This window comes from Paenibacillus sp. FSL L8-0435 (assembly GCF_037965655.1).
Taxonomy (GTDB): domain Bacteria; phylum Bacillota; class Bacilli; order Paenibacillales; family Paenibacillaceae; genus Paenibacillus.
Genome location: NZ_CP150185.1, coordinates 826,229 through 845,844 on the forward strand (window position 1 = coordinate 826,229; position 19,616 = coordinate 845,844).

At 43.7% G+C, this 19,616-nt stretch carries 18 protein-coding genes; 10 read left to right on the top strand and 8 right to left on the bottom strand.

What is annotated here, in order from left to right; all coding sequences use genetic code 11:
- The first annotated feature begins 161 nt into the window (after nt 1–161).
- Nucleotides 162–1,088, top strand: coding sequence for a 2-dehydropantoate 2-reductase N-terminal domain-containing protein (locus NST33_RS03860; protein ID WP_339306819.1), 927 nt, complete (start codon nt 162–164; stop codon nt 1,086–1,088).
- 71 nt (nt 1,089–1,159) lie between these two features.
- Nucleotides 1,160–1,576, top strand: a complete 417-nt coding sequence (locus tag NST33_RS03865) for a DUF4395 domain-containing protein (protein ID WP_339306822.1) — start codon at nt 1,160–1,162, stop codon at nt 1,574–1,576.
- A gap of 185 nt (nt 1,577–1,761) precedes the next feature.
- Here NST33_RS03865 and NST33_RS03870 read toward each other — a convergent pair whose 3' ends face one another.
- Nucleotides 1,762–2,478, bottom strand: a complete 717-nt coding sequence (locus NST33_RS03870; protein ID WP_339306825.1) for an NPP1 family protein — start codon at nt 2,476–2,478, stop codon at nt 1,762–1,764.
- Between the two features lie 525 nt (nt 2,479–3,003).
- Here NST33_RS03870 and NST33_RS03875 point away from each other — a divergent pair.
- Together NST33_RS03875 and rlmD are read left to right on the top strand one after the other, a co-directional pair.
- Nucleotides 3,004–3,885 carry a diacylglycerol kinase gene (locus tag NST33_RS03875; RefSeq protein WP_017690659.1) on the top strand — a complete coding sequence of 294 codons (882 nt, stop codon included), beginning with the start codon at nt 3,004–3,006 and terminating at the stop codon, nt 3,883–3,885.
- 28 nt (nt 3,886–3,913) lie between these two features.
- A complete protein-coding gene (gene rlmD / locus NST33_RS03880; RefSeq protein WP_339306827.1) occupies nt 3,914–5,656 on the top strand; it encodes a 23S rRNA (uracil(1939)-C(5))-methyltransferase RlmD in 1,743 nt (580 codons plus the stop codon).
- A gap of 129 nt (nt 5,657–5,785) precedes the next feature.
- Here the strand turns inward: rlmD and NST33_RS03885 are convergent, their stop codons facing one another.
- Entirely contained in the window at nt 5,786–6,724 is a 939-nt protein-coding gene (locus NST33_RS03885) for a 2-dehydropantoate 2-reductase N-terminal domain-containing protein (RefSeq protein WP_339306829.1), read from the bottom strand.
- Nucleotides 6,725–6,873: 149 nt separating this feature from the next.
- On the opposite strand from NST33_RS03885, the gene NST33_RS03890 reads away from it, so the two are divergent.
- Nucleotides 6,874–7,455 (top strand): TetR/AcrR family transcriptional regulator, encoded by a 582-nt coding sequence (locus NST33_RS03890; protein WP_339306831.1) that lies wholly within the window; start codon nt 6,874–6,876, stop codon nt 7,453–7,455.
- A 136-nt stretch (nt 7,456–7,591) separates the two neighbouring features.
- Here NST33_RS03890 and NST33_RS03895 read toward each other — a convergent pair whose 3' ends face one another.
- The 3 genes from NST33_RS03895 to NST33_RS03905 form a co-directional block, all read right to left on the bottom strand.
- Entirely contained in the window at nt 7,592–9,247 is a 1,656-nt protein-coding gene (locus NST33_RS03895; protein WP_339306833.1) for a leucine-rich repeat domain-containing protein, read from the bottom strand.
- 397 nt (nt 9,248–9,644) lie between these two features.
- Nucleotides 9,645–10,523 (bottom strand): GNAT family N-acetyltransferase, encoded by an 879-nt coding sequence (locus tag NST33_RS03900; RefSeq protein WP_339306835.1) that lies wholly within the window; start codon nt 10,521–10,523, stop codon nt 9,645–9,647.
- Between the two features lie 267 nt (nt 10,524–10,790).
- Complete coding sequence (locus tag NST33_RS03905; protein WP_076329555.1) at nt 10,791–10,997, bottom strand: DUF2536 family protein; 207 nt, start codon at nt 10,995–10,997, stop codon at nt 10,791–10,793.
- A gap of 378 nt (nt 10,998–11,375) precedes the next feature.
- On the opposite strand from NST33_RS03905, the gene NST33_RS03910 reads away from it, so the two are divergent.
- Nucleotides 11,376–12,350 (top strand): tRNA-dihydrouridine synthase, encoded by a 975-nt coding sequence (locus tag NST33_RS03910; RefSeq protein WP_339306837.1) that lies wholly within the window; start codon nt 11,376–11,378, stop codon nt 12,348–12,350.
- Between the two features lie 98 nt (nt 12,351–12,448).
- Here NST33_RS03910 and NST33_RS03915 read toward each other — a convergent pair whose 3' ends face one another.
- A complete protein-coding gene (locus NST33_RS03915; RefSeq protein WP_339306839.1) occupies nt 12,449–13,504 on the bottom strand; it encodes an ankyrin repeat domain-containing protein in 1,056 nt (351 codons plus the stop codon).
- A gap of 252 nt (nt 13,505–13,756) precedes the next feature.
- On the opposite strand from NST33_RS03915, the gene NST33_RS03920 reads away from it, so the two are divergent.
- Nucleotides 13,757–14,326 carry a hypothetical protein gene (locus tag NST33_RS03920; RefSeq protein WP_221818743.1) on the top strand — a complete coding sequence of 190 codons (570 nt, stop codon included), beginning with the start codon at nt 13,757–13,759 and terminating at the stop codon, nt 14,324–14,326.
- Between the two features lie 170 nt (nt 14,327–14,496).
- On the top strand, nt 14,497–15,663 hold the full coding sequence (locus NST33_RS03925; RefSeq protein WP_339306842.1) for a cobalamin-independent methionine synthase II family protein: 1,167 nt from the start codon (nt 14,497–14,499) through the stop codon (nt 15,661–15,663).
- A 198-nt stretch (nt 15,664–15,861) separates the two neighbouring features.
- On the opposite strand, the gene NST33_RS03930 is transcribed toward NST33_RS03925, so the two are convergent.
- Entirely contained in the window at nt 15,862–16,440 is a 579-nt protein-coding gene (locus NST33_RS03930; RefSeq protein ID WP_221818744.1) for a GNAT family protein, read from the bottom strand.
- 44 nt (nt 16,441–16,484) lie between these two features.
- Nucleotides 16,485–17,246, bottom strand: coding sequence for a TVP38/TMEM64 family protein (locus tag NST33_RS03935; protein WP_221818745.1), 762 nt, complete (start codon nt 17,244–17,246; stop codon nt 16,485–16,487).
- Nucleotides 17,247–17,405: 159 nt separating this feature from the next.
- Here NST33_RS03935 and NST33_RS03940 point away from each other — a divergent pair, with 159 nt between their 5' ends.
- Together NST33_RS03940 and NST33_RS03945 are read left to right on the top strand one after the other, a co-directional pair.
- Nucleotides 17,406–18,098, top strand: coding sequence for a response regulator transcription factor (locus tag NST33_RS03940; protein ID WP_076253798.1), 693 nt, complete (start codon nt 17,406–17,408; stop codon nt 18,096–18,098).
- Nucleotides 18,091–19,434, top strand: coding sequence for a HAMP domain-containing sensor histidine kinase (locus tag NST33_RS03945; protein WP_221818746.1), 1,344 nt, complete (start codon nt 18,091–18,093; stop codon nt 19,432–19,434). The genes NST33_RS03940 and NST33_RS03945 overlap by 8 nt, the downstream gene beginning before the upstream one ends.
- Nucleotides 19,435–19,616 lie beyond the last annotated feature (182 nt).

Sequence of the window (19,616 nt, forward strand, 5' to 3'; positions counted from 1 at the left end):
CCTATGATGGTTTTCAACAATAAGGAATCATTCGTTGATTATTCAACAAAAACGGATATTTTAACGATTGAAGCACAGTAGGTGCTTTGTTAATCTTATTTTATCAACAAATGTTCATAAAGCAACGAATATTGATAAAATATGAAATAGAGGGATAACCAATGAAAATATTAGTGTATGGTGCAGGTGTTTTGGGCAGTCAACTGGCGCATGTTCTGGTGCGCGGCGGCAATGAAGTCACCATTCTGGCTAGAGGGAAGCGGGCAGAGGAGCTGGAGAAGGATGGAATCGTCATCCGGCATGTTTTTCAATTCAAAACGACAGTTGATCCGGTTCGGGTAGCCAGAACGTTGGAAATGGATGACCAATATGATCTGATTTTTGTTGTCATGAAATATAATGATTTTCCTTCAGTGTTACCTATTCTGGCAGAGAATCAGAGCAGCAATATTGTGATTGTGGGAAACAACGCAGATGCGCGAAGCATGCAAAATTTTTTGGAGGAAAACAGCAGGGTAGCAAAACAGGTCGCGTTTGGATTCCATGTGAGTGGAGGAAAGCGGGAAAAGGACCGAATGTTATCGATCGGTGGAGGTAGCGGACAAATGGTGATCGGCAGTCTGGACGGTGAGATAGGCTTCAAACCTTTGCTGGATCAAGCTTTCCAACATGTGAAATACAAGTTAAATGTCCTGAGCGATATTGATGCCTGGCTGAAAAGCCATATCATCCCCATTCTGATGCTTAATGCGGTGAGCTTTAATGAGAAGCGTGAGTTGATCAAGTTGGACGGGAACAGAAAGCAAATCCAACATATGATTAGGGCGATGGATGAGGGCTTTAGCGTGCTTGAGGCTATGGGCATAACGATTATACCGGAGATTCAGGCTAAAATGATTCGCAAGCATCAACGGATGTTGCACCTTCTGTTGAAGATCTATAGTGTGCTTCCAATTCATAAGCTGATTGCGGGTTCTTTTGGAGAGATTGAGGCGTTAAATAATGCATTTACCGATTGGAAAAAGACAACAGGCGTCCCGACTCCCCATTGGGACGTGCTGAAAAGAGATTTTACTCCCCTTAAATGATGTATTGCTCATTCCCTGCATACCGACTACAATAAAACCAACTAATAAAATGGGGATAAGGAGATATACAGATGCGGGAAATACCTATGCGCTATGTGAAAGCGAATCAGGTCGGTATTGTATTGTTTGTTTTACTCTCGTTTGTGTTCAATCCGCTGGTAGTTCTGGGCTTGCTGTGGATCATTCAGGTGGTGGGGCTGGTTTCCAGTGGCAAATTGAATCTGTTTGTGCAAATTGGCAAAGTCGTGCTGACTGGTCAAGGGACAGAGACGCAGGCGGTGGAGCTCCAGCGATTCAACAATATTCTGGCTGTACTCTTCCTGTCTCTGGCACTCATCTCGTTCTCGCTCAGCTGGGTAGCTGCAGGTTATGTATTCTCCGTCATGCTTCTCATGGCTGCAAGTGCGGCCCTGCTGGGTTATTGTGTAGGCTGCACCGTCTATTTCTGGTATAAACAGCTGCATGCAGGTAGAAAAATCGGATTTTGAGGTTGGCTGAAGAGCGATACGAGGACAGAATAACTTATTCTTCGAGTAAGGATAAAGACAGTCATGTTCCGAGGAGCTTTCTGGCGGGAAGCTTTTAGCTGGACCTATATGGCGATCGGAATACGATCGCATTATAATGAAATCCCCCTCAAGTGAATTGTTCACTCGAAGAGGATTTTCTTTTTTTATCTAAACCAGGCCTTGTTCAAATTGTTCGTGAAATTGTTATCGTTCATAGGTACGTTGGCACTGCCAAAGTCCGTGGTGTTGAGTGCATTCCGTGCCGCAGAAGTCAGATCGTCCCATCCGATTAAAGGCTGAGTTCCACCTACAGCATTAGTAACGCCAAGCTCATGGTTCAGTGGCCAGGTACTATTATAGGAAATCAACGGATGGTTACCTTGTGTATTGGTATTGCTTGGTGTAACTTTTGTAAATTGTCCGTGACCGGAATAGGCGATGGAGAGGATTTGGGGATTGGCCGCTGCCGGATTATCGACCCACACGACGATCCCTTCCCAATCATGACGATGGCCGAGTCCAGAGGAAGGGGAGTCTTTGGGGAAATACCACGAATACATGATAGCCCACACCCCATTGTGCCATGCGGAGCGGGAGTAGATCTGCCCTGTATTTGAGCTACAGTTCCCATTCGATGACCCGGACGTATTCAAGCCAGCACTGGTATTGCCCTGTTGATCCACTGCGGGGAAAGGCACGCATCCATGATAGACTTTTAGAAAAGGCTGAAAACGCTTGGCTGCTTGTTGCGTGACGGTGACAGGCGTAACTTCCTGGAATCCGACTACCTGATCATGATTAATTTCTGCCGCTTCAATAACAGTGACCCAAGGAATACAGGCCATAAGCGAAACCATGAGCATTAACACGATTTTTTTCATTTACACTTCTCCTTCAAGGGTATGATGTGGTGCTAAGTTGAGAGTTCAATAAAACTATATTGGAAAAAGGTTGATGTTATTTATCTTTTCATCTTAAGATTTGTAAATTTGTAGCATATCTATGTCATAATCATATGAAGATCATCGAAATCGAAGACTAATTCCTGTCCAAGCGGGCAGAATGGTTGATTAATGAGACTATTTTACATAAAAGGTAGTGGGGAAGATTCAGGAGCGGTGCGTGAGGTTTATTGGGTAATGGATGGATTAATGGGTACCTATATGAAAAAATATACTTATGGATTACAGGCTAGGACATCTTTACATTTGATGATATGATAGGAGTTAAAGGCTTTGGAATGAGACGGAATTCCTGATGCATAGATATAGGTAAGACGAAAGATTCGAGCAGAATGAACGGAAGATCATTTATATGTAAAAAATATACCCTTCTGTGGACTCGTGCAACGTAAGAATATGAGGTCGTTTAGACTCATGGATAATGTGGAATAGGTGGCGTATGAGATGAAAAAAGCTCGCTTAATATATAATCCGACCTCAGGCCGGGAAGAAATGAAGAAACGTCTGGCTGATATTTTGCAGCGTTTGGATCAAGGTGGTATTGAAGCTTCATGTCACGCAACAACGGGTGAAGGTGACGCAACCCGGGAAGCTGAACTAGCGATTGAGCGCGGTTATGACATGATTATTGCTGCTGGTGGCGATGGCACGTTGTATGAAGTGATTAACGGTATGGCTGAGCGGGAGAACCGTCCTCCGCTGGGTGTGTTTCCTTTGGGAACGACGAATGATTTTGCGCGTGCTCTAGGCATTCCGAGACAGTGGGAAGACTACGTGGATCTGGTCATTAACCAGCAGCTTCGTCCACTAGATCTGGGCAAAGCGAATGATAAATATTTTATCAACATCGCCGGTGGCGGCTCATTGACTGAACTGACCTATGAAGTACCGAGTCGTCTGAAAACGATGATTGGGCAACTGGCCTATTATATGAAGGGTATTGAGAAAATGGCGAGTCTGTCTCCACAGGAGCTGATTATTCGCGCCGACGGTCAGGAAGAAATCCATGATGAATTTATGTTATTCCTCATCGCCAATACCAATTCGGTCGGGGGATTTGAGAAGTTGGCTCCAGGTGCAACCATTGATGATGGTCTGTTCGATGTGATCGGTGTTCGCAAGTGTAATCTGGCCGATATGATCCGCCTCGTAACGCTCGCGCTGCGTGGGGAGCATCTGAACGACAAGAAAGTGGTTCATTTCCAGACGAGTCATATGGAAGTTACGTCCCCGGGATATGTGCAATTGAACCTCGATGGAGAGTTGGGGGGAACATTGCCAGCTACATTTACCAACTTGCGTCATCATCTGATGTTGTATCGTTAAATACTAAAAAGAAAGAAGTGAATGTACGTTGTCTAATACGAACCGCAGCGGTCGTGGAAAAAACCGCCGGAATTCGGCTGCCTCTCAGGGGCAAGGGAACGCTTCAGCGTCCCGTCAGCCAAGTCAATCATCTCGTCCATCTACACGTCAGCAGGGAAAAGAGGTGCGGCCACAAGGCGCATCTCTTTCTGCCGTTCGTCCAAAGGGGAGAACGCGTGAATCTGCACCAATCGAAGGTCTGCCCGTTAGCAAAAATGAAGAGACCGTCATCGACATCATTGGCATGAACCATGACGGTGAGGGTGTAGGTCGTGCGAATGGATACACGCTCTTTGTGCAGGGTGCGCTTCCAGGTGAAACCGTGCGTGTGCGCGTGATGAAAACCAAGAAGCAGTATGGCTATGCCAAACTGCTGGAGATCGTGAAAGCAAGCCCGGATCGTGTGTCCGCGCCATGCCCGATCTATGATCAGTGCGGCGGCTGCCAGATCCAGCATATGAGTTATGCCGGACAGCTTGCTTGGAAACGCCAATTGGTGGTAGATAATTTGCAGCGGATTGGCAAGTTGAACGTAATGGTGGAGGATGCAGAGACGTTGGCATCCAACGTGGATGATAATGAGGGCGCCGAACAGCACGTGCAGGATGACGTTTCAGTTGGTGAGGCGAATGAAGCACAAATGATTGGAAGTAATCGTATTCGTTTTCGTCTCGAAGGTGTCATGAACGAAGAGGATACGGAGCAGGGCATTCGTGTACTGCCTACGATGGGTATGGACGAGCCATGGCGCTATCGGAACAAGGCACAGGTGCCAATTGGCGTGACCGAGGACGGCTTGGTGGGTGGATTTTACGCTAAAGGAAGCCACCGGATCATTGACATGGAGACTTGTCTCATTCAGCACGAACATAATGATGAAGTGGTTGCGAAGGTGAAGGAGATCGGCAGTCATTTTGGAATTAGTGCCTATAACGAAGAGACAGGTCGCGGCTTGTTGCGTCACGTGGTCGTGAAGAAAGCGTTCCGTACTGGCGAGATGATGCTTGTTCTGGTTACGAATGGTCGAGACATTCCGTACAAAGACGAATGGATTGGCAGTATCCGTGAAGCGATTCCGCATGTGGCGAGCATCTGCCAGAACGTGAACAAAAAACAGACGAACGTCATCTTTGGCGATGAGACCCGCGTCTTGTGGGGCCGTGATGTAATCTATGATTATATTGGTGATGTGCAGTTTGCAATCTCAGCGCGTTCATTCTATCAGGTGAATCCGGTGCAGACGGAAGTACTGTATGGGAAGACGGTAGAGTATGCAGGACTGAGTGGCAAAGAGACAGTCATTGATGCCTATTGCGGCATCGGTACGATCTCTCTTTTCCTCGCGCAACATGCGGATCAGGTGTACGGGGTAGAGATCGTGCCTGAAGCAATCGAGGATGCACGTAGCAATGCGCTCTTGAACGAGATGCGTAACGTGAAGTTCGAAGTTGGTGCCTCAGAGGACGTTATTCCACGCTGGAAAGAACAAGGCATCGAAGCTGATGTGATCGTCGTCGATCCGCCGCGGAAGGGTTGCGATCCACGTTTGCTGGAAACGATCCAGGAGATGAAGCCGGAGCGAGTTGTGTACGTGAGTTGTAATCCAAGTACGCTGGCGCGTGATTTGCGTGTGCTGGAGGATGGCGGATATCGGACGGTTGAGGTAACGCCGGTGGACATGTTCCCACACACGGTGCATGTGGAGAGTGTAGCGATGTTGGTTAGGGTGTAGTGTTTTGAAGCTACATTTACCTTTTTAATAAATAGCTACTTTGCCCGAAGCTTCTAAAGCTCGGGCTATAGTTGTTATAACCATTAGTAGAGTTGATGTTGGTCTGAACAATATCCAGTTTTCAGTTTATCATTTCTCAATAGCTTTGTGTTGTTGCTCAGTGTTTGCAAATGCCGCAGTAAGCCGTGGTGAAGGCATACCTAACTTTTTTGCTTCTCTCACAACTTCTTGTACTGCAAAGCCGGCTTTACTATTGTTGTATTCAATGAAAAGTCGCGGTAAGCTGCCCTTTGCAAAAATAACCTTGTTAAACAGCGTGCCGAGAAGTGCTGATGGAATTTTGGTCAACAGTAGAGTAATCGCGTCCATCTTTGCTCCTCTTGCTTTAAGTACAGGTGCCATTTCCCGCATATTCTTACCAACATTTGCGAATGAGTCACGATGATTCATAAGTGCTGGAAAACTTCCCCGTTTTAACACCTCGGTCTCCATCGCCGCATTCATGGCAAAGTGATTCCATAGCCAGCTTTGCATATCCTTTATCCAATTGATTTTAAAATGGGCGCTCTCAAATAGTTCTTTGAATTTGTTGTTAATCTGTTCCGTGCCTACACGTGGTTTCTCCAGAAATATCATTTTTAAAAAGCCGCCCCTAAGCTTATTGTCCTCAATGCCGCCTCCTGCTCCTGGGAAACCAAAGACAACATTGTTCATAGACAAGGGCAAGATCGATGATTTTAAATCCTGCCAAATATTATTGAATATAAGGATCGGGGTGTTACCCGCGGTAGTCGATAGTAATTGTGCTGCTTCGGGAAGTTGTTTCGTGTTGACACTCGCAATAATGAGATCGTAATTTGGGCTTACCTCCTCATGCAACTTGACTTTCCAGCTTTCCTGGATTAACTGTTTCCCTCTTCGCGCATCCCACATTTCAAGCGCTATATGGCTTCCAAAGGTTTCTTTTCTCCCTTTTCTAACGTAAAACTCAACGGTATGCCCTGCCTTTTCGAAAGCCCATGCGTATTGGGTCGATATGACACCTCTACCGAAAAATAAAATTCTCATCTTAGCCTCCTAATAATCCATATTCATCCTTGTTGATGATCCAACAACGTGTTGTATAATGTTATTGTATTGATTCACTATACGGTCATCAACCATCAGATTTTTAATATCTGTCGGATAATTGATCGAACAGCAAACGGAGGCAAATAATGAAAAAGCAACCTGAAATTACGGACAAAACAAGGCAGACATTCATAAATGTATTCTGCGATTTATATAGCCGAAAACCAATAGAAAAAATATCCATTCAAGAGATTGCTAACCAATCAGGATATAATCGGAGTACATTTTATCAATACTTTACAGATATCTATGAGTTGTTGGACTGCGTTGAAGAGCGTGTTTTGAAATCCATTAACGAGGAAATGGCAGGCAGAGAGTTTTCTACACATACGTTCCAGGATGCACTTCAATGCTTGGAAAATGCAGAGGACATTTCAGTTCTGAAAGCCCTCTTGGGCGACTATGGTTCTGTTCATTTTGTGGAACGCTTGAAAAGAGAAATTCCCTTTGAGCGATTGATTGTGGATTTTCCAACAGATGATGTCTTGGCACCATATATCATTGAGTTTTACATTTCAACATTAATATCTATGTTTCGCCTTTGGATACACAGAGACAAAGATCTATCGTCGGAAGAATTGATCAAGCTGATCGATAGTCTATTTTCAAAGGGGATTACACCGTATCATATCTTTGGCACGGACAATCCGCAGCGTTCTGGAGTGTAGAGATGTCGGTTAGAAGCTAAATATAAACATAAAGGGTTCGAGAATTTATACATAATTCTCGAACCCCTTCTTGTCTTTGTTTCAATAGCATCCATTAACTAAAATAGTCTAGAACTCCCATCATCCCAGCCGGTAATTAATATACGTGCACACCCGTACCAACCACGGATTTGTTTTGTACGGAATTACCGGATAGATATACCTTTTGCAGATCAGGCAGCTGGCTTAGGGTCTCGATATTGGAAATGGCATTGTTCTCGAGATGAAGCTCTTCTATGCCCTGCCAGTTACTCATGAATTCCAAAGAATCCAAATTGCTATCCTGCATGGTGAAGGAACGTAGAGCGGACATGTTGGCAAAGTAAGGCATCATCTGGTCAACTTCAGTAACAGAGGTATTGTTCATGCTAAAATATGACTGGTCTAAGATCAAATGTTCAAGTACGCTGTTCTCCGCGGCCGCCTTTTGTTCAAAGTTCAGCCTACACTCGGAGCACACCAAAGATTTCACCTGCTTCAAACGAAATAAGGCATCGCTTTCCTTGAACAGTGACGAGTCGTAAATGTTTAAGGTTTCTAGGCGGGACAAGCCGTCCAGGGCGGCAAGACGGGTTATTTCATCGATCTCCCAGAGCGAGAGTTGCTCCAGTTTCGGGAATTTCCCCAGCGCAGCCAAGTTCAGTTCCCCACTTCCGCCACGGAGCGTCAGACTGGTTGTAGCCGGGGCCTTTAGCCCGGGGAGAAAGGAGCTTGGAACTTCCACTCGCTCTACTTTAGGCAGTGTCAGCGCTTCTGCATTCTCGTAGTAGCCGGACAACGCTAATTCCCGCAAAGAGGACAGGCTATTGATGGCCTTTACCGAGCCAAGCTCACTTAGAGAAGCCAGGCGTAGTGTGGTAATAGAGTTTTTGCCGGTCAAGCGCTCCAGACTGGAGAAGTTTACATTTTCAATATCTAATGTTTGTAGAGCAGGCATATTTTGCACAAAGTCGATGGACTTTACATTCGTTAAATAGGACAACTGAAGCTCCTGAAGCTGGGTCAAGGCATACAGCGGCTGCAGGTCTGTGGTTTCACTGTACTGTATAGACAAGGATGATAGCCCGGTCATGGACGACAACCATCCGAGTTCATCGACAAAGGTGAGCGACAGGGACTTGATTGGCAATTGGTTTAACAAGTGAAAATCCGTTACGGACTCATCCACATAGGTAATGGATAAAGAGTTCAGATTGGGGAAGTCCAGCAACATGGCCAATTCCTGATTGCTGCGAAGCTGAGTGGTAAGCTCCGTAATTGTAGACTTGTCGCCAAAGTAGCCCGAAAATGTACTAAAGGATTCGTTAAAAGCGCCAGCATAACTTTTTAATCCGGGCATATGGGCCAAAGTGGTTTGGTCCGTCTGGGATATTTCATAGGTATTCGTCAGGTCCAATGCCGTCAGTCCCTTAAAAGCTTCAAAATCTCGCTGATCAATCCGCTGGCTATTCAGTTTCTTGTCCTGAGTAACATAAGTGATCTTCTCGGCCTGTTCATCGCTGAAGGGATCGGAGAGGCTATATGTAAACTTCCACTGATCATTCTCCGAATGCTCTACGGTTAAATAGCGAATACGAGCCAAGTCCTCCTCTGTTGGCAAGGCGGACCCTTTATCGAAGATATCTCGCAAAAATGAGAGCAGAACCTCGCTTTCGGGCATCTTTCGCACAGGCAGATTGGCTTCTGTTTTTGGATAGGTGGAGCTGTTGCTATAATAAAAATATGTACCGATCGCGCCAGTTAGGACTAACATCAGTATCAGCATTACCTTTACGGAGGCAGTCTGCTTCGGTGGTACTTTAGGGGGCGTTCCATGGTAATGATTAATAGTCTGGTCTACGTAATAGACATGATTTTGCTTCAATAAAAGCTCTGTTTCACAATAGGGACACTTTAAAACCTCATCCTTCTTGTATTCAATTTTTCCGTTGCAATTGGGGCAGTTTAACGGGATAAACGCCACGAATGTCCCCTCCTTCATTATGATGGTCATAAGATCATGCTGAACGGTCATCTGATTTCATTATACCTTGTGAATTTACGTTTGATGAGAGAAAGAAGTTTCACATAACGAAGGAGCAGGGAAATCCTGCTCCTTTTTGATCTTTTTTTAATATGGTCAGGTGGTAGGTCTTATTTAAATTAAATCATCAAGCAATAGATGTAATCGGATGTTTAACGTGCAGAGGGTAGATATGTTCACCATGGGTTCTTACAAATAAACCTTCATTGGTGATCGAACTTTTTAGATCAAGACCCTGATCATCTGGAGTGAAATGAAAGGTTACTCTCTCTGTATCTTCATCTGCAATCTTATCCAAGATATCTTTCATATTCATTTCGTTTAAGCTAACAACGTCGAAGAGCTCAATATGATTGTCTTCTTTCTGATAAATAACAATGACGTTTTCGTTTTCCAAGTAATAAATATCATCACTAAAAACATTCAGGCAATAAAACATGAGTATTCCTTGAGCATGATGGGTGGAGAAATACTGAGAAACAGGTAATCGTTCCGATGCCAATTTTTGAATAAGACGTAAATCCTCCGCGTTAGTTACATTTAGTTTTCGGATATTCGCAGGCTCGGGTGATTTTTTTGCCGTATAATTCATTGAAAAAAGACGTTCTTCCACGGGTTTAAATCCAAACTTGGGGTAAAAATCGAGCACCGATTCATTGGCAAAAAGGTACATGTAATCGTACTTGTTCTCGTATTCCTCTAAAACTTTATTCATTAAATGTGTAGAGAGTCCTTTCCCCCGATAATCAGGATGTGTCATCACCGTACCGATTTGAATCGCTTTTTTCTTCTCACCCTGAATGATGAGCTCAAGGATGTTAACAGAAACGTTGGCAATAACCTGGTCTCCATCGACATATGAATAAGGGATGTAACGCTCGCCCCAGTATCCTTGTTGATACCAATCTTCAAAATTGATCTCAAACGTGTTGACAGCAAGCTCGAAAAAACTCTTGCGCAGTACTTCATTGTTTTTATAATTCTTCATAAATATTAATTCTTGCATGGTATTCTCCCCTTAATCCTCAAAAATGACTATTTGTATAGTTGTACGATCCCGTATTTAACTATGTAAAATATGATTGCAGGTGACAATTCTGCTTATAAGTTGTTGTTGTTGTTGTTTAAGCAGGAGTTGTAACAAGAGAAAGTGGAGTATGATATGGAAAGAGACGCGAGCGAATTCGCGTCTTCTTTTTTGCATGCTTTATAGGATATGTTTAAATGCAATTGCGTCAGTGAACTGTTTTTCACTATTTAAAATCTTGGTCCATTAATTTACGGCAAAATGCACGATTGCACTATATAACATCTTGTTGCGAAAAGGGTCAAACGTTACTTGATGTTGAACTTGCTTCACACGCAGCATTAATGCTTTGTTCATTCCGATTCGTTCTTCGATCGCTCGTTCCAGTTCACGGAAGTCATAAGCCTGTAAGCATTCGACTTTGTCTTTGATCATATCCAGTGAAATTTCCATATCTAATTCAGGCCTCCTTAAAATCTCGATTTGCAGGTTAAAAGCCTGTCGAGCTTCATTTTAGAGGAGCTTTTCCAGTTCGGCAAGAGCAATCGGGCTGAAAATCTAATAAAGACGTGATAAAATCGGGAAAGGGCAATTTCGAGATCATCGAACTTCCGTTAATCTGAAGATCTAATGGAAGTAATAACAGATACTGCTGTTTGAACAAAGTTACATTTGCATGGTATAAGTGAAGAAGAAGCTAGGACACCATAATGTGAATTGCAACGAAAATGCGAATGATCATGTAAATGATAGCAATCAGATGCATGAGTTACGAGTTTTACTATTAATGAGGACAAAGACTGTCCTGGAATGTATAGAGGAGCTTTTGAGATGACAAAGGAAAACTTTTGGCGTGAATTGCCACGACCATTTTTTATTCTGGCACCGATGGAAGATGTGACGGATGTTGTGTTTCGGCATGTCGTAGGTGAAGCGGGCAGACCGGATGTGTTTTTTACGGAGTTTGCGAATACAGAGAGTTATTGTCACCCGGAGGGGCACCATAGTGTGCGCGGGCGTCTGACATTTACAGCGGATGAACAGCCTATTGTGGCTCATATCTGGGGAGATAAACCGGAATTCTTTCGTGAGATGAGTATCGGTATGGCAAAGGAAGGCTTTAAAGGCATCGATATCAATATGGGCTGTCCGGTAGCGAATGTAGCTGAGAATGGAAAAGGAAGTGGATTGATCTGCCGGCCAGCCCTTGCGGCGGAGATTATTCAGGCGGCGAAAGCCGGGGGGCTGCCGGTCAGTGTAAAAACGCGTCTTGGATTTACTGAGGTCGATGAATGGCGCGACTGGTTGACCCATATTTTGCAACAGGACATCGTGAATCTGTCCATTCACTTACGAACGAGAGAAGAAATGAGCAAAGTAGACGCTCACTGGGAACTGATTCCGGAGATTAAGAAACTTCGCGATGAGATAGCGCCTAATACACTGCTGACGATTAATGGGGATATTCCTGACCGTGAAACAGGCCTCAGGCTCGTGGAGCAATATGGTGTGGATGGTATTATGATTGGACGCGGTATTTTCCAGAATCCGTTTGCTTTTGAGAAGGAGCCGAAGGAACACAGCAGTAAGGAATTGCTTGATCTGCTAAGGCTGCATTTGGATCTCCATGATCAATATTCCGAGCTTGACCCACGTTCATTCAGCCCGCTGGCCCGTTTTTTCAAAATCTATGTTCGTGGCTTCCGCGGTGCTAGTGAGCTGAGAAACAGCTTGATGAACGCCAAGACCACTTCTAAAGTACGCGAATTGCTCAATGAGTTTGAAAGTAATGAACAGACCGAGTAGAGTAAGGCGTAATCATGGATACGGAGTATGATTCAGGTAGATTAATAGCAAAAAAAAGAAGCGGTAACTCATCCGCTTCTTTTTTTTTGCTTTGCTGTTTAACGCGTATACGCAGGCTTCTCCATTGCGACCGGTTGAGGATTGGCAAGCACCCATATCACAGCCAACTCGGATAATCTGGCAGGCGCATCAAAATCGTATCCATTGTGAAGTCTGCTGACTAAGTCTGCTGCCTCTTGGAGCAGGGCCGGGGCGAGTGGCGCACCAGTGCCCAGGTGACGAATCAGTGCATCCAGCATCTTGCGATACTCCGCATCCCAGTTTCCACCGCCATTATCCAATACTTCATGGGACACACGTCCTGTGATGCGGATGACCTCTCCCTGCACCGTTTGAGCGTGGCCTTGGGCCGGAATGAGATATTCCCACAGCTCTTGGTGCTGTTTGGTCCAAGTGGTTGCCTTTACATGAATGGGTGAAGTCCCGTCATGCATGATCCGATTCGCTACCGTTTCGACATCAAATAACTGGTACAGTTTGATCAGCGCGTCTGAAACTTCATCGACCTTGTCCTTATTGAACTTCTCACGGACGAATTCAAAATCCTTACCGATCCGCTTCACCGATTCTTTCATATCCGGGGTGACCGATGCTCCGGCATCCAGCAGAATTGCGGCAATCTCTGCCAGATTGACTATATCGCTATTCCTGCAATTGGCTAACCCCTTAGCTAATGGCGTATTTCCCTGTTTATTTTCTACGTTAATAGTAGCGCCTTGGTTTACCAACTCTTGAACCACTTTGGTTCGATACCCATTGACCGCTGCATGTAACGGAGTTTCATTTTGGTAATCCACAGCGTCCAGATCCGCACCTAATTCAAGGAACAGGGGCACATTTCCTGACCAATGTGAGGCATGGGCATGTAAAGGCGTGCGTTGATATTTGTCGCGTGCATTAATATCTGCCCCTTGCGCTACCAGCCAACGAACCAATTCATCCGATATTTGACGAAAGCTGAGGGTCGTACCTTTGCTGTAGCCCCCGCGGGCATCCCATTCGCATTGCTCGAAAACCTCTTTTACGGTTGCGATATCATTATCTTTAACGAGTTTTTCCATATGAGCAGGTAAGGTTGCTTCCTTCGTAGCCATTACACTCTTCCTCTCCTTTGTGAATAACAACGTATGTTCCAATGGTAGGCTATGACGATTTAATAGTAAGTAGATAATTTTCTGCAATTTTATCACATAGGGAAATTTAAAACCAATAACTGGGTTTCTTCCATCGTCAATTTGTTTTGCTATGTTATAATTTAGATGAATGTTGATACTGGAGACGGATTGAAAAATATTTGAAATGATCGCCGCAAATCGTGCGGTAGGCTTTTGATAATAGGAGGATTTATGTCCTGGAGCAAATTGAAGCAACAACTGGAGAGTTTTCTTAGTCCTGCGTTAGTTGGAAGGGTAGAGTACCGTGCTACCAGCTATCGCTATTCACCTGATAAATCAGGCAATTGTTATATTACTGTAGATAAAAAGAATGTACTCAACATGAACGATACAACAACCCCAATCCGATGGTATGAGACAGAGCAGGAGATCAAGAGCGACCCGGAGATTATGATTCCTGTGAGCGATGAAGAGATTGAAGTTATTCGAAAAGATTCCAAAGGACCCATTCCCGAGGATCGTCTTCAAGTCATGGCAAGAAGCAGAAAAATCTCCGTACATGCCAAAGAGCTTTTGCTGGCTCAGACCGCACTCAGTAAATCAAATTTTACGGTTGCAGCTACGACGTATTTATCCACTTCTATAGAGTATAATCTGGAGAGCAAGGATATCTTATTTAATATTCTGGCTTTAATGGATAGACGAGTTGGCAAAAAGCGAATTCTAAACATGTCGGAGCAGGTCAAATTAAAGCATCCAGCGGTACAATATTTTTATGAACTGCGTCGTCGTACGGTGTGAAATTGAATAACGTTCACGGATAGAGGTACACTGTGTCGGTGACGGTTTCACTGAAATCTGTCTAATAAGTGGATATAGCTTTTAACTATAACCAGTTATGGTTTTTAAGTATCCCTTCTAACTGCTCTCAGCATGATATGATCATTGTATACAACGAGGGGGTTTTTTACATGACTGATAAGTTCCAGATCGTAGGAAGTTTATTGCGGCCGGATGAGCTGCTGAAATATAAAACGCAAATTGAACATAATGATGATATCCAATATCCGTTCTATGAAAACTACGAAGGATATGAGAAGTGTGAGACAGAGGCAATCAAACAAGTTGTCGCTAAGGAAATCGAACATAACTTGTCCGTGGTTACCGATGGCGAATTTTCCAAATCGATGTGGCATCTGGACTTTGTATGGGGATTTGGCGGAGTGAAGCGTTACATCGCGGATCATGGCTATTTTTTCAGAGATGTGGACGGAACTTCGAAGTATGAAACACGCAAAGATATTGGACTGCGCATCACTGATAAATTGAGTGGAAAGAACCATCATTTCATTCAATTGTTCCAACAACTGCAAGACACGGCTGGCGAGCAACAAACGAAACTTTGCGTACCGTCTCCTTCCCATATTTTCGGTGAGCTTTCCTGGTCGGATAACATTGGTGGAACGGATGCTGTATATCAAAACATACAGGAACTAAAAGAGGGTCTTGTGATCGCGTATAAGGAATTCGTGGAGGAATTCGCTGCAGTGGGCGGTAAAATTTTGCAATTCGATGATTGCTTGTGGGAACTGTTTGCAGACGACAACCCGAACTCTCCTTTTACAGGGGAAAATATTAATCAAGATGAAGTAAAGGGACTTGCTACCGAATTCATTGATATTAATAATACCGTGATTGACTTTGGTCATAGCCTTGGCTTGAAAATGTGGACACATAACTGCCGCGGCAATTATGATTCCCGCAACATGGGTGGTGGATCGTATGCCAAAATTGCGAATCTGTTCCTGAAGCAATTGAAGTATGACCGTTTCTTCCTGGAGTGGGATGATGATCGTGCGGGTTCAATTGAAGCTCTGGAAGTGTTCAAGGACAGACCTGAAACGGAAATTGTACTGGGTCTGTTGTCATCCAAAACGAGTACACTCGATGATGAAACACGTGTTGTCCGTTTGCTGGACGAAGCTTCCAAAATCATCGATAAGGATCGGCTGCTGTTGTCTCACCAATGCGGATTTGCATCCTGCGATGGTGGTAACGAATTAAGCGAAGCTCAGCAATGGGCGAAGATTGATCAGGGGCAGAAGATTGCAAAGCAATATTGGGGCAGTACCGTCTAGGATTTAAGCTGAATGTATTGTGACCTTATAAACACATTGCTCGAACAATAGGTGTTCTGAGCGATAATGAAACGGCGACTTTTCCTCTGGAATCTATCCAGGGAGAAGCCGCCATTTTTGTTGTGGAACGTACACATGGGTACGTTCTCATTTCTATAACTTTTTTAAACTAATGATGAGGCATAGGTATGTCATTCTTTATTTCTGTGATTCACGCTGTGCCAGCCATTCCTTTTTCAACAAAGCATACTGATACGTATTCTCGTATTTCGGTGTGCCGTCCTCATTTTTGACAAATGAAATGAACTCCAAAAAAAGACCTTCCCGGCGCATGCCCAGCTTCTCACACAGTTTCTGAGAACGGAAGTTATCATCCTCGACATAGGCGTACAATCTTCTTATTCCCTGTTCCATAAAGAGGTGCTCAATGAAAGCATTGGCGCTCTCACTGGCGTACCCGTTCCCTTCATATCTGCCATTAAAATTCCAACCAATACTGTACGTATCTGAATTCGAATCCTTATCCGTATCGGAATCCCGATCTTCCCTCATACCAAACAGCTCACCGATCAACTCGTTACTGTCTTTCAGGCAGACCGCGATGTGGGAATCGTCACTGCTTCTTTTTGCGACTGCTGCCGCCGCGTCTTCCAATGTGGAAATTCTTTGATCCATAAAACAATTCACTCTGGGATTTGCCGTGTATTCCAACAGTCCGGCTGCGTCCGTTACGGTGAAATTTCGCAGGCTTAATCGATTGGTTTCAAGTGTTTGCATAAGATGATATACCTCCGGTTTTCATATCAATAGATTGGCTATGATCATGTTGTATCTCTTTTTATTTTACGAGACTCCCTATTAGTACTATAACTGGGTATAACCTTGGGTTTGGCTTTGGTACTGTCTGACCGGGAGAACAATCCCACCAATTTCTCCCTATAGATATAACCGAGTACAAACCCGATTACAGCGATAACAGAAATAATAATGGCGATTGTGTATTGTTGCATATGAATCGTGGACCCTATAACGGTAGATGCGATGATCCATGGCAGACGACCGACGATAAGGATCGTGAAGAACCTAAACGAACTAATCGATGTAAGTGCGGCGACAAATACAAGCATGTCTTTGGGTAAGCCAGGAATTACGAAAAAGATGAATAAAAATGCGGAGAACTTCTTCTCATCATGAATTAACGACATCCACTTATTATTTTTCTTTTGTATTAGTCGTGAAATATAGGTGCGACCGATATAACGGGTGAAATAGAAGGCGATCGCTGAGCCTATAATCAAGCCTATTGTAGTATACAAAGACCCAATTGTAACCCCGTAGATATAACCGCCTGCGACCTGTACCACTTCTCCTGGAATAGGTGCAACCACGATCTGAAGAATCTGGAATAAAATAAACATGACCGGACCCCAATGGCCTGTTGAGTGAATATACGCTCTGAAGTTGTCCATGGAAGACATGATTCTAATAATGGCAGGAGAATAATACACCAGTAGACCAATGGACAACATGATGAACAGACCCAACAATATGTTAATCATTACTTTTTTCGAAGTTTGTGGCATTCCTGACGACCCCTTTGTGTAATAACTTCTACATATTTACAGTATAAGACGAAATTATTAAGAGATACCTACATAACTTCTGAAGAATTCTTAAGTCGATTGTATTTGCTGGTAGTCGCTAATAGCGCATATTATACTGAAATTAGACGGAGGGATCAGATGAGCAAGAAAATTCTAATTGCTGATGATAACAGTGAAATTCGTGAAATTGTAAGGATTTTGTTAGAGAGTGAGAATTATGAAGTGATTGAAGCGATAGATGGTCAAGATGCGATTGATAAAGTGAACGAAGAGACGGATCTCATTATTTTGGATATGATGATGCCCAATAAATCGGGGCTGAAGGCGTGTCTGGAGATTCGTGAAAAAACAAGCGCACCGATCCTGTTTCTCACAGCGAAAACTCAGGACTCTGACAAACAATTGGCCTTTTCCTCAGGCAGTGATGACTTTTTGTCCAAACCCTTTTCCTATACAGAACTTGTTTCGCGGGTGAAGGCCTTACTGCGGAGGTATTATGTTTATCGGGGCAAGGAGAAGACCGAAGAACAGGACCAGATTATCGTTAAGGATCTTACCGTCCATCAGGATTCAAAAACCGTGTTTGTTGGAGAGAAGGAGATTGCTCTAACTGAAATTGAATACCAGATTTTGCTGCTGTTGGCTAAGAAGCGACGAAAGGTGTTTTCGGCAGAAAATATATATGAGAGTGTTTGGGGGCAACCCTATTTTTATACGTGTAATAACACAGTGATGGTTCATATTCGTAACTTGAGAGGCAAACTGGAGGATGACCCGCAGAACCCTAAATATGTGAAGACCGTTTGGGGGAAGGGGTACAAAATTGAATAGATTATTAATCGGAAAAAAGCTGAAGATTAAACTGGTTCTGGCGGTTGTCATTTCTTTGGTCATTTCCATAAGTGCACTCGTTATTTTACAAGTTGTTGGCGAGACGGTATTGGATAGTTATTTAAGCAAATCCACTTTTGTAGAGAACAGGCAGCAAGATGCGCTGGATCGATTAGAAGCATTTGTGAATAACCAGAACGTGTCAACTCGTGATCATGAGGAATTGTCTGCTTGGATAAGACATGAGCGCTACTTAAATCTGTATATTTTTGCAAAAGACAAATTGATATTTTCCTCCAACACGGAAGTTGATCCTGCCATTAATGAAGAGTTGTTAACTCAATTCGTGCCATCGAAAATACCCATCACCACCATCCATTTTGCGGATCAGGATGCCCAGATATACTTGGTTAGCTTTTATGAGTATCAATATTACAACCTCATTCTGATTATTGGTGTTTTCATAGCGGCGATTGTGTTCCTTGTTTCCTTTCTACTGATGATTAATAAGAAAACATCTTATATTGGCGTGCTTGAACAAGAGATCAAAATACTCGAAGGTGGAAATTTGGATTATTCGATTACGATATCGGGAAAGGATGAACTGTCATCTCTGGCCCAGAGTATTGATGAGATGAGGAAATCATTTGTGGAGCGGCTGGACAGCGAGGAGAGGGTCAGGATGGCCAACCGTGAATTGATCACGGCGATTTCCCATGATTTGCGTACGCCACTCACGATTCTATTAGGATATATGGATATCATAGAGCTTAACAAATATAAGACACATGAGGATCTGTTGCAGTATATTCATAATAGCCGGGAGAAGGCCTATCAGATCAAAGTGCTGTCGGACAAACTATTCGAATATTTTACGGTATCCTCTGCCGCTGAAGAAGAGGAAGTAGAATTTGAAATGTATGAGGGCAGAGCTCTTATCGATCAACTCATAGATGAGCAATTAGTGGTTTTAGACGATATAGATGTGCAGGTTCAGACAGATGCTCATCATGAGGAGTTTTTGCTGGAAATCAATCTGGTCGCCATGCGTCGCGTAATGGATAACATATTTTCAAATATTCGAAAATACGCCGATCCAGTGCATCCCGTTCATATCCAGATTTCTTTGAGGCAACAATGGGTCATTCTTGCGGTGGAGAATAAGATTAAACGTGTTGGCAAAAAGAAAGATAGCAACGAAATTGGACTCGTTAGTTGTCAGAAAATGATCCAGCAGCACAACGGGACGTTGACAGTATCGGAGGAAGAAGATACCTTTTCGCTACAGATTAAGCTACCTGTCATCTTCAACAAACCAACTCAGACTCATATATAATGGAGGGGAAAGAGACGTTATCATTATCGCGAGCAACAAAAACGAATCTCTTGGAATGATGTTGATGGTCTTCCGTGGGGGTTCTCTGGCTGTCTAATTTTGTTACCTTAGACTGCTGTAGTGGAGAAGCTTGCTAGATAGGCATAGGCGAAAGAACATCGCTCTACCATTCACACTATACA